The 13,638-nt window shown below is 33.6% G+C and carries 16 protein-coding genes; 6 read left to right on the forward strand and 10 right to left on the reverse strand.

The window, feature by feature from the left end; translation table 11 throughout:
- Positions 1 to 30 precede the first annotated feature (30 nt).
- The 8 genes from tolR to sucC form a co-directional block, all read right to left on the reverse strand.
- Positions 31 to 450, reverse strand: a complete 420-nt coding sequence (tolR, locus tag J4T76_RS02125; RefSeq protein ID WP_267339476.1) for a colicin uptake protein TolR — start codon at positions 448 to 450, stop codon at positions 31 to 33.
- Between the two features lie 2 nt (positions 451 to 452).
- Entirely contained in the window at positions 453 to 1,133 is a 681-nt protein-coding gene (gene tolQ, locus J4T76_RS02130) for a protein TolQ (RefSeq protein ID WP_267339477.1), read from the reverse strand.
- Positions 1,134 to 1,529 carry a tol-pal system-associated acyl-CoA thioesterase gene (gene ybgC, locus J4T76_RS02135; protein ID WP_267345221.1) on the reverse strand — a complete coding sequence of 132 codons (396 nt, stop codon included), beginning with the start codon at positions 1,527 to 1,529 and terminating at the stop codon, positions 1,134 to 1,136.
- Positions 1,530 to 1,711: 182 nt separating this feature from the next.
- Positions 1,712 to 1,819, reverse strand: coding sequence for a cytochrome bd oxidase small subunit, CydX/CbdX family (locus J4T76_RS02140; RefSeq protein WP_267339479.1), 108 nt, complete (start codon positions 1,817 to 1,819; stop codon positions 1,712 to 1,714).
- Between the two features lie 9 nt (positions 1,820 to 1,828).
- On the reverse strand, positions 1,829 to 2,965 hold the full coding sequence (cydB, locus tag J4T76_RS02145) for a cytochrome d ubiquinol oxidase subunit II (RefSeq protein ID WP_267339480.1): 1,137 nt from the start codon (positions 2,963 to 2,965) through the stop codon (positions 1,829 to 1,831).
- 17 nt (positions 2,966 to 2,982) lie between these two features.
- Positions 2,983 to 4,554, reverse strand: a complete 1,572-nt coding sequence (locus J4T76_RS02150) for a cytochrome ubiquinol oxidase subunit I (RefSeq protein ID WP_267345220.1) — start codon at positions 4,552 to 4,554, stop codon at positions 2,983 to 2,985.
- 101 nt (positions 4,555 to 4,655) lie between these two features.
- A complete protein-coding gene (gene sucD, locus J4T76_RS02155) occupies positions 4,656 to 5,528 on the reverse strand; it encodes a succinate--CoA ligase subunit alpha (RefSeq protein ID WP_267339482.1) in 873 nt (290 codons plus the stop codon).
- 21 nt (positions 5,529 to 5,549) lie between these two features.
- On the reverse strand, positions 5,550 to 6,722 hold the full coding sequence (gene sucC, locus J4T76_RS02160) for an ADP-forming succinate--CoA ligase subunit beta (RefSeq protein WP_267339483.1): 1,173 nt from the start codon (positions 6,720 to 6,722) through the stop codon (positions 5,550 to 5,552).
- Positions 6,723 to 6,902: 180 nt separating this feature from the next.
- On the opposite strand from sucC, the gene fldA reads away from it, so the two are divergent.
- From fldA to cls, 5 genes are all read left to right on the forward strand, one after another.
- Entirely contained in the window at positions 6,903 to 7,415 is a 513-nt protein-coding gene (gene fldA, locus J4T76_RS02165) for a flavodoxin FldA (protein WP_267339484.1), read from the forward strand.
- A gap of 79 nt (positions 7,416 to 7,494) precedes the next feature.
- Complete coding sequence (gene fur, locus J4T76_RS02170) at positions 7,495 to 7,953, forward strand: ferric iron uptake transcriptional regulator (protein ID WP_267339485.1); 459 nt, start codon at positions 7,495 to 7,497, stop codon at positions 7,951 to 7,953.
- A 74-nt stretch (positions 7,954 to 8,027) separates the two neighbouring features.
- Positions 8,028 to 8,570 (forward strand): inner membrane-spanning protein YciB, encoded by a 543-nt coding sequence (locus tag J4T76_RS02175; RefSeq protein WP_267339486.1) that lies wholly within the window; start codon positions 8,028 to 8,030, stop codon positions 8,568 to 8,570.
- A 21-nt stretch (positions 8,571 to 8,591) separates the two neighbouring features.
- Positions 8,592 to 9,050, forward strand: a complete 459-nt coding sequence (gene yciA, locus J4T76_RS02180; protein ID WP_267339487.1) for an acyl-CoA thioester hydrolase YciA — start codon at positions 8,592 to 8,594, stop codon at positions 9,048 to 9,050.
- A gap of 5 nt (positions 9,051 to 9,055) precedes the next feature.
- Complete coding sequence (cls, locus tag J4T76_RS02185; protein ID WP_267339488.1) at positions 9,056 to 10,519, forward strand: cardiolipin synthase; 1,464 nt, start codon at positions 9,056 to 9,058, stop codon at positions 10,517 to 10,519.
- On the opposite strand, the gene cpdA is transcribed toward cls, so the two are convergent.
- Positions 10,520 to 11,350 carry a 3',5'-cyclic-AMP phosphodiesterase gene (gene cpdA, locus J4T76_RS02190; protein WP_267339489.1) on the reverse strand — a complete coding sequence of 277 codons (831 nt, stop codon included), beginning with the start codon at positions 11,348 to 11,350 and terminating at the stop codon, positions 10,520 to 10,522.
- Positions 11,351 to 11,516: 166 nt separating this feature from the next.
- Complete coding sequence (nudF, locus tag J4T76_RS02195) at positions 11,517 to 12,143, reverse strand: ADP-ribose diphosphatase (protein ID WP_274460509.1); 627 nt, start codon at positions 12,141 to 12,143, stop codon at positions 11,517 to 11,519.
- Between the two features lie 138 nt (positions 12,144 to 12,281).
- On the opposite strand from nudF, the gene tolC reads away from it, so the two are divergent.
- Complete coding sequence (tolC, locus tag J4T76_RS02200) at positions 12,282 to 13,637, forward strand: outer membrane channel protein TolC (protein ID WP_267339491.1); 1,356 nt, start codon at positions 12,282 to 12,284, stop codon at positions 13,635 to 13,637.
- The last annotated feature ends 1 nt before the right edge of the window (position 13,638 follow it).

Consider the following 13,638-nt stretch of genomic DNA (forward strand, 5'->3'; position numbering starts at 1 on the left):
CTGATATTTTTTATGTATTATTATGCTTAGTTAAATTGGTTGAGTCATCAAGCCAACTGATTTAACGCCTGCGGATTGCAATAAATTTAACGCTTTTATAATTTCTTCGTAAGGAACATTCTTAGCACCACCAACTAAAAAAACAGCTTTTTCATTTATTGAAATTTGATGTTTTACCTCAGCAATAATTTGCTCCTGAGGTAAATCTGATTGACGAGTTTGATCAATAATGAGAGCATATACACCAATACCAGATACTTCAATGATTATTGGTTTATTATCAGCAGGAGATACTGTTTTTGATTCTGATGCTTCAGGTAAATCTACCTCAACACTTTGGCTTATAATTGGCGCTGTGGCCATAAAAATAAGCACCAACACTAATAATACATCAAGCAAAGGAACTATATTGATTTCAGATTTAGTTGAATATCGTGAACGTCTACTCATAATTATTTCCTAACAGCTACAGCTTGACGTTGTAAAATAGCTGAAAATTCATCAATAAAATTAAGGTAACTCTGTTCAATTCGGCTTACACGTAATGTTAAACGATTATAAGCAAGAACAGCTGGAATAGCAGCAAATAAACCAATCGCCGTTGCAATTAAAGCTTCAGCAATCCCTGGTGCAACCATTTGCAATGTTGCCTGTTTTACTGCCCCTAAAGAGATAAATGCATGCATAATTCCCCATACAGTACCAAATAAGCCAATATAAGGACTAATTGAACCTACAGTACCTAAAAAAGGAATATGTAATTCTAAATTATCGAGTTCACGATTCATTGCCAAACGCATAGAGCGAGATGCGCCATCTAATGCAGCTTCAGGCATATTAGGATTAATTTGGTAAAGACGAGAGAATTCTTTGAAACCTGAATAAAAAATATGTTCTGTACCACTAATGTCTTCTTTATGGTATTTTGCTTTATCAAACAAAATATTCAACTCTTCAGATGCCCAGAAACAATTTTCGAATTGATCAATTTGCTTTTTAGCTTTTCCTAGAATTTTACTGCGTTGGAATATAATAGCCCAAGACATTACAGAAAATGTTAGTAATAATAACATAACACCTTGTACCAAAAGTCCTGCCTGTAAAAATAGATCAATAATATTCAAATTTTCCACTTAAATAAACTCCAAAACTAATAACTTTGGAAGCGCACATGGCTTCATTTTAGTCATATTAACACAAGCAATAACTACATCAGCATTGCTGATAATTTGCTTATTCTGATTTAATATAGTCTGTTTAAAAATAATAGACGCCTTACGAATTTGCTCAACCTGAGTGCTGATAGTTAGCATGTCATCTAAACGGGCTGGAAAGTCGTAGCTAATATCCATCTTTTTAACAACAAATGCAATACCTTCTTGTAGCAACTTATGTTGATTAATATCAAGCTGTCTTAGCATCTCTGTCCTAGCGCGTTCATAAAAAGCAAGATACCGAGCATGGTAGACAACTCCGCCAGCATCTGTGTCTTCATAATAAACCCTTGCATTCCAATTGAATTGTTTCATATTCTAAAATCTGATTTCAAAAAAATTAGCAATATTATATTTGAAAATAAAATTCGCACACTATGATATAAAAATAGTTAAATGAAAACAATTATCATTTGTAAATTATTTATCACATTTCAGACTAATAATCAAAAAGGTGACAATTTGCCACCTTTATATTTATTTTTCTGTATACTTCGCTATTTGTTCGTTTCTTTTTCATTACTAGAATTCTCAACCCAAAGTCCAGTAACAACAGCAAGCATGCAAGTTGCAATGACTCCAACTAACCATAAGATATAATACATAATTAATCCTTAATAAAGTGAATGTTTATTATTTTCAATATGATTTTTATCTAACCGCCCAAACATTTTTATATAACACCATGATGTATAGAAAAGAATGATTGGTAAGAATATTGCCACTACACCCAACATTATATTCAGGGTTAATTGACTAGAACTTGCGTCCCAAATTGTTAAACTAGCATTTGGCATAATGCTTGATGGAATAACAAATGGAAATGTTGCAATACCATATGTAAATAATACACAAGTAATAGTTAATGAAGATGATAAAAATACTAACCCATTTTTATTCAAACTAGAACAAAAAATGGTAAACAAGGGCAACAATACTCCTAACGCAGGTACTACCCATAAAATAGGATAATTCATGTAATTTTTTAGCCAAGAAACATCTGTTGATACAGTTTTATTTAACGGGTTAGAAACACCGTTATAATCAATTATACTAGTAATTTCATAACCATGAATGCCAAAAATAACCCAAACACCAGCCAATACGAATGCAATTAACATAATTAAACTTGCCACTTGGGTTGCTTTTCTAGCTCTAAGATAAAGTTCTCCAGAAGTCTTCATTTGTAACCAAGCACCACCATGGGCAACCATAAGCATTAAGCTGACAATACCCGCTAATAATGCAAATGGATTAAGTAGACCAAAAAAAGAGCCTTCATAAAAGGCACGATAAGAATTATCAAATCTAAATGGCACACCCTCTAATAAGTTTCCAAACGCTACCCCAAACACAAGTGCGGGAACAAAGCTTCCTAAGAAAATAGCAATATCCCACATATTCCGCCATTTAGTATTTTCTAGCTTACTACGGTAATCAAATCCAATTGGTCTAAAAAATAATGCACATAGCACTAAAATCATTGCGATATAAAAACCAGAAAAGGATACAGCATAAGCCATAGGCCAAGCAGCAAAGATACCTGCCCCACCGGTAATTAACCAAACTTGGTTACCATCCCAATGAGGGGCAATTGCGTTTATCATTATACGACGTTCAGTATCGGTTTTTCCGATAAAAGGTAATAAAATACCAACGCCCATATCAAAACCATCAGTGACAACAAAAGCGATTAAAACAACACTAATCAACAGCCACCAGATGATGCGTACAATTTCGTAATCAATCATTGTATAACTCCCTATGCCTATTCTGATACCGCTTGTGTTTTTTCGTAATAATAATTGCCTGTACCCAACGAACTCGGTCCTAATCGAGCGAATTTAAACATCAAGTACATTTCAGCAACTAGAAATAGCGTATATAGACCACAAATTAAGACCATAGTAAATAATACTTCACCTGGTGTTAACGATGAATTGGCGACCCCAGTTGGTAAAATATCTTGAATTGCCCAAGGTTGACGACCATATTCCGCAACAAACCAACCACATTCACAAGCAAGCCATGGAGATGGTAACAATATAAGAAGTAAACGATGTAACCAACGCTTTTGACCAATTTTGTTTTTGTAAGTTGTCCATAAAGCTAGCCCAGTGCCTAAAATCATCAATAGTCCAAAACCAACCATTCCTCTAAATGCCCAGAACAAAGGCCATACAGCTGGAATTGAATCTTCGGTCGCCGCTTTAATATGTTCTTCAGTAGCCTCAGGAATCGTCAAATTATCACGATCGGTAAAGCGTTTAACCAAATAACCATATCCTAAATCGGCTTTATTATCTTCAAAGGCTTTAAAAACAGAGGGATCTTGATCGCCCTTTTGAATTTTTTCCAAATTACTATAGGCTAAGATACCATTACGAATTCTGGTTTCATTATCATTAATAATATCTTTTAAACCAATTACTTGCTTGTCAAGCGAACGTGTAGTCATGATTCCCATTAGATACGGAATTTCTATTGCAAATAAATTTTCCTTATTTTTTTGCGATGGAAATGCAATAACATTAAATGACGCTGGAGCAGGTTGAGTTTCCCACTCACCTTCAATTGCTGCAAGTTTAGTAGGTTGAACAGTCGACAATTCGTGTCCGGCTTCATCGCCCATGAAGGCAACAACAATTGACATAATAAAACCAAACATGGCCGCTACTGCAAAAGAACGACTTGCAAAAGGTAAATCTCGTTTCTTGAGAAGATAATATGAACTAATACTTAAAACAAACATCGCACCAGTTAAATATCCTGCTGCAACAGTATGTACGAACTTATATTGAGCAACAGAATTAGTAACTAATTCAAAGAAACTAGCCATTTCCATACGGGAATTTATCGGATTAAAGTCTGAACCAATAGGGAATTGCATCCAGCCATTAGCAACTAAAATCCAAAGCGCGGAAAAGTTTGAACCAAACGCCACACACCAAGTAACCATTAAATGTTTACCACGACTTAGTCTATCCCATCCAAAAAAGAATAAACCAACCATCGTTGATTCCAAGAAAAATGCCATTAGTCCTTCAATTGCAAGAGGTGCCCCAAAAATATCCCCCACATAGTGCGAGTAATAAGACCAGTTGGTACCGAATTGAAATTCCATGGTTAAACCGGTAGCGACACCAACGGCAAAATTAATACCGAATAATTTACCCCAGAATTTGGTCATATCCTTCCAGATTTGCTTGCCACTAACAACATATACAGTTTCCATAATTGCAAGCATAAATGCCATACCCAAAGTTAATGGTACAAAAATGAAATGATACATTGCTGTGAGTGCAAACTGAAGGCGCGACAGTTCTACTATATCTAACATAAAGCGTTCCCTTTATCCTTAAATGCCCACAAATTTTATATCATCATTTTAGCAATTGTATAACATTATTTAAAGAATAAAAATTGACGAATATCAAAAAACTATATGTCAAACTGTTTTTTTACAGCATCTCCAATATCAGCAAGATTACTAACAATCGTGATACCAGCTGATAATAATGCTTTAGTTTTTTCTTTTGCTGTCCCTTTGTTACCCGAAATAATTGCACCAGCATGTCCCATACGTTTACCTGCTGGAGCCGAGGTTCCAGCAATGTATGCTATAACGGGTTTAGTCATATGTTTTTTAATATATTCAGCGGCTTCTTCCTCAGCAGTACCACCAATTTCACCTATCATAACAATAATTTCAGTATCAGGATCTTGCTCAAGTAATTTCAAAATTGAAACAAAATCGCTTCCAGGAATGGGGTCACCGCCAATACCGACACAAACAGATTGTCCAATACCTATATCAGTTGTCTGTTTAACTGCTTCATAAGTTAACGTTCCAGAACGAGAAACAATCCCGACTTTGCCTGATAAATGAATATGTCCTGGCATAATACCAATTTTACATTCGTTTGGTACAATAATTCCAGGGCAGTTTGGTCCAATCATTGTTACGTCGTTTTGTATCAATTTTTCTTTTACAATTAACATATCTAAAGTTGGAATGCCTTCAGTTATACAAACGATTAGTTTTATCCCAGCATCAATGGCTTCCAAAATGGAATCTTTCCCAAATGCAGCAGGCACATAAATAACAGTGGCTGTAGCACCGGTGGCGGCAACAGCCTCTTTAACGGTATTGAAGACTGGCAAACCTAAATGTGTTGTTCCACCTTTACCTGGCGTGACGCCCCCAACCATTTTTGTACCATATGCAATGGCTTGTTCAGAATGGAAAGTACCTTGACTACCAGTAAATCCTTGACAGATAACTTTGGTTTCTTTATTAACTAAAATTGACATAATAAATCTTCTCCATTCCTACTATTTGGCAACAGCAACGATTTTCTGTGCAGCATCTGTTAAACTTTTTGCAGTAATAATATTTAACTTACTATCAGCTAAAATACCTCTAGCAATTTCGGCATTGTTACCTTGAAGTCGTACAACAACAGGAACCTTAAGACCTATTTCTTCGATGGCACTTATAATACCTTCAGCAATTAAGTCACAACGAACAATGCCACCAAAAATATTGACGAAAATCGCTTTGACATTTTTTTCTGATAAAATTAATTTAAATGCTTCAGCTACACGTTCTTGTGTTGTACTTCCTCCAACATCTAAAAAGTTAGCAGGTTCCCCACCATATAATTTGATGATATCCATAGTAGCCATAGCTAACCCTGCGCCATTGACCATGCATCCTATATTTCCATTTAAAGAAACATAACTAATACCTTGCTTGGCTGCAATCGATTCAAGTTCATCCTCTTGTGTTGTATCTTTTAAATAATTTAATTTAGGATGTCGAAAAAGCGCATTATCATCAAGAACGATTTTAGCATCTAAACAAACAAGCTCTTGCTCATCAGTAATAACCAAAGGATTGACTTCAGCTAATGAAACATCATTATCTAAAAATAGATTAGCAAAATTAACAAATAATTTAGAAAATTGGTTAACAAGTTTACCTTTTAACCCTAATTTAAAGGCAAGTTCACGACCTTGATAAGCAGATGGTCCAGTTAATGGATCAAGTGGCATTTTATGAATTAAGTGTGGGGATTTTTCAGCAACACTTTCAATATCAACACCACCCTCAGTCGAGGCCATTATAACAACACGTTTAGAACTTCGATCAATTACTGCTCCCAAATAAAGTTCTTTATAAATATTTGAAGCTTTTTCAATTAAAATCTGATTTACCGGCTGTCCTCTAGATGTTGTTTGATAAGTAACTAAATGTTTACCTAACCATTTTTCAGCAAAAGCTTTTATTTCATTGAAGTGTTTAGTACAAATTACGCCTCCAGCTTTGCCTCTTCCTCCGGCATGAACCTGGCATTTAGCAACCCAAGAACCAATATCCGATTGAGGTTGTAACTTTGATAAAACATCTTTTACCTCATCAACTGAATTACAAACATATCCTTCAGGTACAGGTAAATTATATTCTTTAAAAATGTATTTTGATTGATACTCGTGCAGGTTCATAACTAAATTCCATGATTTAAATTAATATAAACACTGATAATAATTCTAATCTAAGATGAAGAAATTGTGTAGTAAATAATATCTTATGTTGATAGTAATTGAGAACGATTGCTGATATTAAGTGACAATGATATACTCAAAAAAATATTTTGATGAAGTAATAACAGTGAAGGTATAAATATGGCAAACGTTGGTATTTTTTTTGGTAGTGATACAGGTAATACAGAAAATGTAGCTAAACAAATCCAACAAATTTTAGGCTGTGATAAAGCAGATATTTTTGATATTGCAAAATCTACCAAAGAAATAATTGAACAATATAATTACCTTTTTTTAGGTATTCCAACTTGGTACTATGGTGAATCACAAGCAGATTGGGATGATTTTTTTCCTAACCTAGAGCAAATTGATTTTAATGGTAAAATGGTTGCAATTTTTGGTTGTGGCGATCAAGAAGATTATGCTGAATATTTTTGTGATGCAATGGGTACATTACGAGATGTTATCGAACCTAGAGGTGCTAAAATAGTCGGGCATTGGTCAACTGAAGGATACAGTTTTGAAGCATCGAAAAGTTTAGTGGACGATACTCACTTTATAGGGTTAGCCATTGATGAAGATCGCCAACCAGAGTTAACCGAAGAACGTATTAGTAATTGGGTCAACCAAGTTAAAATCGAAATGAACATTTAATCAATTACAATGATTTCTTTTATTTACTGTGCATAGTTTCTATAATGTGTAATTATTAATAACTTAATTGGGATGTAATATGACAAATCATGATAATGATAATAATGCAGCACTCAAAAGTGCTGGTTTAAAGGTTACGTTACCACGATTAAAGATTTTAGAATTATTGAGAGATCCTTCATGTCAACATATTACCGTCGAGGATCTTTATAAAAAATTGCTTGATATGGGTGAAGAGATCGGACTAGCTACTGTCTATCGTGTTTTAAATCAATTTGATGATGCTGGGATCGTGACACGCCATAATTTTGAAGGTGGAAAAGCGGTATTTGAGCTTGCAACACAAAAACACCATGATCATTTAATTTGTCTTGATTGTGGTGAAGTGTTTGAATTTCGAGATGAAATTATTAATGCAAGACAAAAAGAAATTGCTGAGCAATATGGAGTTAAATTAACTTTTCATAGTTTATATCTTTATGGACACTGCCAATCAGGTAATTGTAAAGCCCATCCTGAACTTCATACAAAAAAATAAGCCTATTTCTGATAGGCTTTTCACTTACAATTATAGCTAAAACAAGTTATCTTTTCTATCAGGTTAATATTTACATGAAACAACTTTTAAATTTTATACCCCTCGTAATCTTTTTTATATTTTTAACAATGTATGATGTTTTTGTTGGTGTGCAGGCTTTAATGATAGCAGCAACGGTTTGTTTTCTAATTGTTCTTATCATTTATCGAAAAATCGACAAAGTAGAATTGATATCTTATTTAATGGTGATGATTTTTGGAGGATTTACTCTTTATACTCGAGAACCTAATGTTATAAAATGGAAAGTGACAATTATTAATTTTTTATTTGCCTCAGGTTTACTTATTAGTCAGTATTTTTTCAAAATAAACCTGCTTCAAAAACTACTAGGCAGAGAAATTCAGTTAGATATAATCTTTTGGAATAGATTAAGTATATTATGGATAGCTTTCTTTATGACATGTGGAGTTATTAGTTTAGGTGCAACCTATTATACAACAGATGATTTTTTCTGGATTTTTAAAGTATTTATTTTACCTGGTGCATCGTTATTATTATCCTTGATATCAGGAATCTATATATATAAACATATAGATAAAGATATAGACAATAAATAGCACAAGATGGAGTATTTTAATATGAAACAATCCGATACAACCCCTAAAGGACAACTAGTACTAAGAACACTGGCAATGCCTGCTGATACAAATCCTCATGGTCATATTTTTGGCGGTTGGATAATGTCACAAATGGATCTTGCTGGCGGTATTTTATCAAAAGAGATCGCTAGAAATCGAGTTGTAACGGTAAACGCGAGTAGCATTACATTCCATAAACCGGCAATGGTGGGAGATGTAGTTTGTTGTTATGCTCATTGTATTAAAACAGGAAAAACTTCTATTACCATTGGCATTGAAGTTTGGGTTAAAAAAGTGATTGATCCATCTGATTCATTAAAACGTTTTTGTATCACTGATGCTGTATTTACTTATGTTTCAGTAGATAAACATAATAATCCCAAACCTTTACCTGAAGTATTTCAGAATTATGATTGTACAAAAGATGGGATTAATAAACTTAACCTAAATAATAGCTAACTTATATGCAATATACTTCATTCCACGCCTTAGTTAGTTCATTGATCTTTTTTGTTTATTGGTTGATGATCGTTGCCACTACGTTAAGAATAGTATTTAAACGCAGGCCAACCACCTATGTCATTGCTTGGATGCTAGTGATTTATATCATACCAATAGTTGGAATTATTCTTTATTTTTCGTTAGGTGAAGCTCATTTAGGCCAACAGCGTGTTAAACGAGCACAGAAAATGCGACCAATCATTGCTAACTTTATCAATAGAATTAGCGTCCTTCCGAATATTTTCACAACCCAAGTTAGTCAAGTTAGTAAACCTATTTTTCAACTTTGCAAGCATCAAACCGGACTAGACGGCATAAATGGTAATCATATTGACCTGCTTAGTGAAACTGACGCAATTTTTGATCATCTAATTGAAGATATCAATCAAGCAACCTCTAACATTGAGATGGTATTTTATATTTGGAATGAAGGCGGTCGAGCAGATGATGTTGAAAAAGCATTGATTGAAGCAACTAAACGTGGTGTAACTTGTCATTTAATGGTAGATTCTGCAGGTAGCCGCCGTTTTCTTAGAACAAATGCAAGTAAAAGAATGCGTGAAGCAGGAATCATTATTGTTGAAGCCTTAAAAGTCAACTTGCTTCGATTTATGTTTAGACGACTCGATTTGCGACAACATCGTAAGGTTGCAATCATAGACAACTATATCTCATATACAGGTAGCATGAACATTGTCGATCCTCGCTTCTTTAAACAAAATAAGCATGTTGGTGAGTGGGTCGATATTATGGTTAGAATGCGAGGTCCTGTTACCACATTAATGGGTGCAATTTATGCTAGTGATTGGGAATTAGAAACAGGTACTGATCTTGCTTTACCTAAAATTACGGACTTTGCCGAACCCCCAGAAGAAAAAAAACATATTATGCAATTAATTGCTTCTGGCCCTGGTTACACTGAAAACATGATCCATCAAGTATTATTAACAGCAATCTATTCAGCTCAAAAACAAATAATTTTTACTACCCCCTATTTAGTTCCTAGTGATGATATTTTACATGCCGTATGTACTGCCGCTCAGCGTGGAGTGGAAGTTATTATTATCGTTCCCAGAAAGAATGATTCTTTAATGGTCAAATGGGCTAGTCGAGCATTTTTTTCTGAATTGCTTGATGGTGGAGTTAAACTTTATCAATACAACGATAATTTATTACATACTAAGAGTGTTTTAATTGATAATCAACTGAGTTTAGTCGGTACAGTTAATTTAGATATGCGAAGTTTATGGTTAAATTTTGAAATTACGACTGTCATTGATGATGCAGAATTTGCCCAATCACTTTCTTATCTTTTACAAAAATATTTAGCTCAGTCTGAAGAAATAAATATTGAAATATGGAAACAAAGACCTATTTGGCAACGTATTGTAGAACGGTTATTTTATTTTTTTGCACCATTACTATAATTAATAACCGTTTTGGGATAAATCAGGAACAAAACGATTATCACCAATACGAAATACTTCTGTTTCAAGCATACCATCGTTGGTTAATGTAATTTCACGCCAACCTGGTGCATCTTTATCTGCGAGTCCAAAATCATAACTATTAGGTTTAAATTGTACACAAGTTGATGGAGTAGAAAATGCTTTACATGCATACCATTGATGCTCTTGGCTTTGATGAATATGCCCCCATCCTAATCCTTTTATTTGGGAATAAGTCTGTAAAATTTTTTCTAACTCAACACTATTTTTCAATATATGTTGATCCAGCCAATGACACTTTGAATTGATTGGATGATGATGTAAAAAGACCAGTGCATTTTTGTCAGAATATCTATCTAATTTTTCCTGTAAAAAAAGCACTTCTGAGTTAGGTAATAAACCATAAGCTTGGCCTTCGACTTGACTATTTAAAAGAATAATTATCCATTTATCACTTAACAAAATGACTTTATTATCTAAAAGTCGATAATTATCAAAAACGGATTGCATAGTGCCATAGTTATCATGATTTCCAGCTAACCAAACACAAGGTGTATTTAAAGTGGTTATTTGTTCTGCAAAAAATTTATAAGCTTCTTTTGTACCATCTTGAACAAAATCGCCCGTTGCTACGATTAAATCATAAGTTCTTCTGCAATTTTTGATCTCATCAATTACAGCCAAAAAACTCGCGTTTGAATTCACACCAAGCAAAGTACGGCTATTGTCAGAAAAAAGATGAGTATCTGTAATTTGTAATATTTTACCGTAATTTTTATTTTTTGTTGGAAGCTGTAAAAGTGACTCCAAAATTCACCTCAGTTATTCATCAAATATTATGGTTAATAATGTTAATAGCAAAACAGAACATTGCAGCAGAGTATATAATTTTATTATAAATCTTAGCGTTATAATAAAGTGTAAAATATATCACATTTTAATGAAAGAAATAATTAAATATAATCAGTAATATTAATCACTTCCATTCATTTTTTAGATTCAAATAATTAAGTTGCAACCATTGTAAAGCAATAATTGATGCTGCATTATTAATTAATCCCTCTTCAACCCATTTATAAGCTTGATCTCTACTGACAACATGAACTTTAATGTCTTCATTTTCTTCCACAAGTCCATGAATACCTGTTGCTGTTGAAGCATCTACTTCACCAATCAAAATATGCAATTTTTCAGTTAAACTACCAGGAGAAGCTAAATAACTAATAATAGGCTTGCATCGTCCAATAGTAACACCTGCTTCCTCAATTGCCTCACGTCTTGCCACTTCTTCATACGATTCATTTTCATGATCCATCATTCCCGCTATCAACTCTAACATCCAAGGGGTTTCTTGGGTTTCTATTGCAGCAATACGGATTTGTTCAATTAAAACTACCTCATCACGTTTAACATCATATGCTAGCAAAACTACAGCATGACCGCGTTCTAAAACTTCTCTGGTAACGATATCGCTAGTTGATCCATCAAATTTACGATATTGGAAACGATATTCAAGTAAAGAAAAAAAACCTCTATAAAGAACTCGTTTAGATAGATTGAATACATCGTTTTTGTTAAAATTTATTGGATTATTAATTTTCATATTGTTTCTCATTTTAAAGTAAATTTTATTAAAAAGTGCGAATGATAAAGAAACTATGCTTACTATATGCTAATTATCTGTTAAAATCGCATAAATGAAAATACAATTATATTTTATATGTTTTTAAAGAGATGATTGATGAAAAAAACGCTAACCTTTCTAATCGGCTTAACATTAAGCCAAGCAGTTTTTGCTGAAAATTTGATTCAAGTTTATGAACAAGCTAAAGAGACAAATCCAGATCTACGCAGTTCTTTAGCTGATAAAGAGAAAGCTTATTCGGCAATTTCAGGCTCACGAGCAAGTTTATTACCACAAGTTGGTTTAAGTGCATCTTATGGTGTAACACATGGCCGCCGCGACATCAGTGGACAGAAAAACAAAAGTGGTAATTTATATCAAGTAACGTTATCGCAAAGTATTTTTGATTTCTCAAGTTGGAAAGCTTTAGATATTACGAAAAAACAAGCAAGTATTGCTGATATCTCTTATCAATATCAAGGTCAAACATTAATTCTAAATACTTCGGTTGCTTATTTTAATGTTCTAAAAGCACTTGATGCTTTAAGCTTCATTGATGCTCAGAAGAAAGCAATTGGTCGTCAATTAGAGCAAACTCGTCAACAACATCAAGTAGGCTTAGTGGCCATTACCGACGTACAAAATGCGCAAGCTAATTATGATTTAACTGTTGCCCAACAAGTTAACGCATTAAATGAATTGAATAATTCAATCGAAAACTTACGTCAAGTCAGTGGTCGTTTTTATTCAAGCTTAGCAACGATTGATACAAAAACATTTAAAACAGAAGAACCAACTCAAATTAGTATATTGTTAAAACAGTCCGAGTCAGCTAATCTTAATTTATTAACAATGAAATTAAATCAGGATATTGCTCGTGAACAAATTAAACTTGCACAATCAGGTTATATGCCTACTGCAAGTATAGATGCATCGACAAACTTGAATAAAAATGAGAAATATGGAAATTATTCTTCAAATAATGCTATTGTATCTCATCATAATAAAAGCTATTCTGGTAATAATTATGTTGGCGTGAGTGTGAGCATGCCGATTTTTTCTGGTGGTGCAACTATGTCACAAGTTGAACAAGCACAGCATAATTTTGTCAGTTTTAGCGAGAAATTAGAAAGCACTAATCGCAGTGTGATTAATCAAGTTCGCTCATCTTACAATAATATTACATCTTCAATCAGTTCAATCAAAGCGTATCAACAGGCTGTTGTTTCTGCCGAAAGTTCATTAGAAGCGACCTCATCTGGATATCAAGTTGGTACACGTACCATTGTCGATGTGTTAAATGCAACAACTCAGCTATATAGTTCTAAACGGAATTTATCGGATGCAAAATATAATTATCTAACAAGTTTATTACAGTTGAAATATGCCGTTGGTACTTTGACAGCAGATGACTTAGTCTATTTGAACAATATGTTAGGTAAAGAGCTGAGCACTCTAGCGACCATAAAATAAT

Origin of the sequence: Gilliamella sp. B3022 (assembly GCF_028751545.1) — a bacterium.
Taxonomy (GTDB): Bacteria; Pseudomonadota; Gammaproteobacteria; order Enterobacterales; family Orbaceae; genus Gilliamella.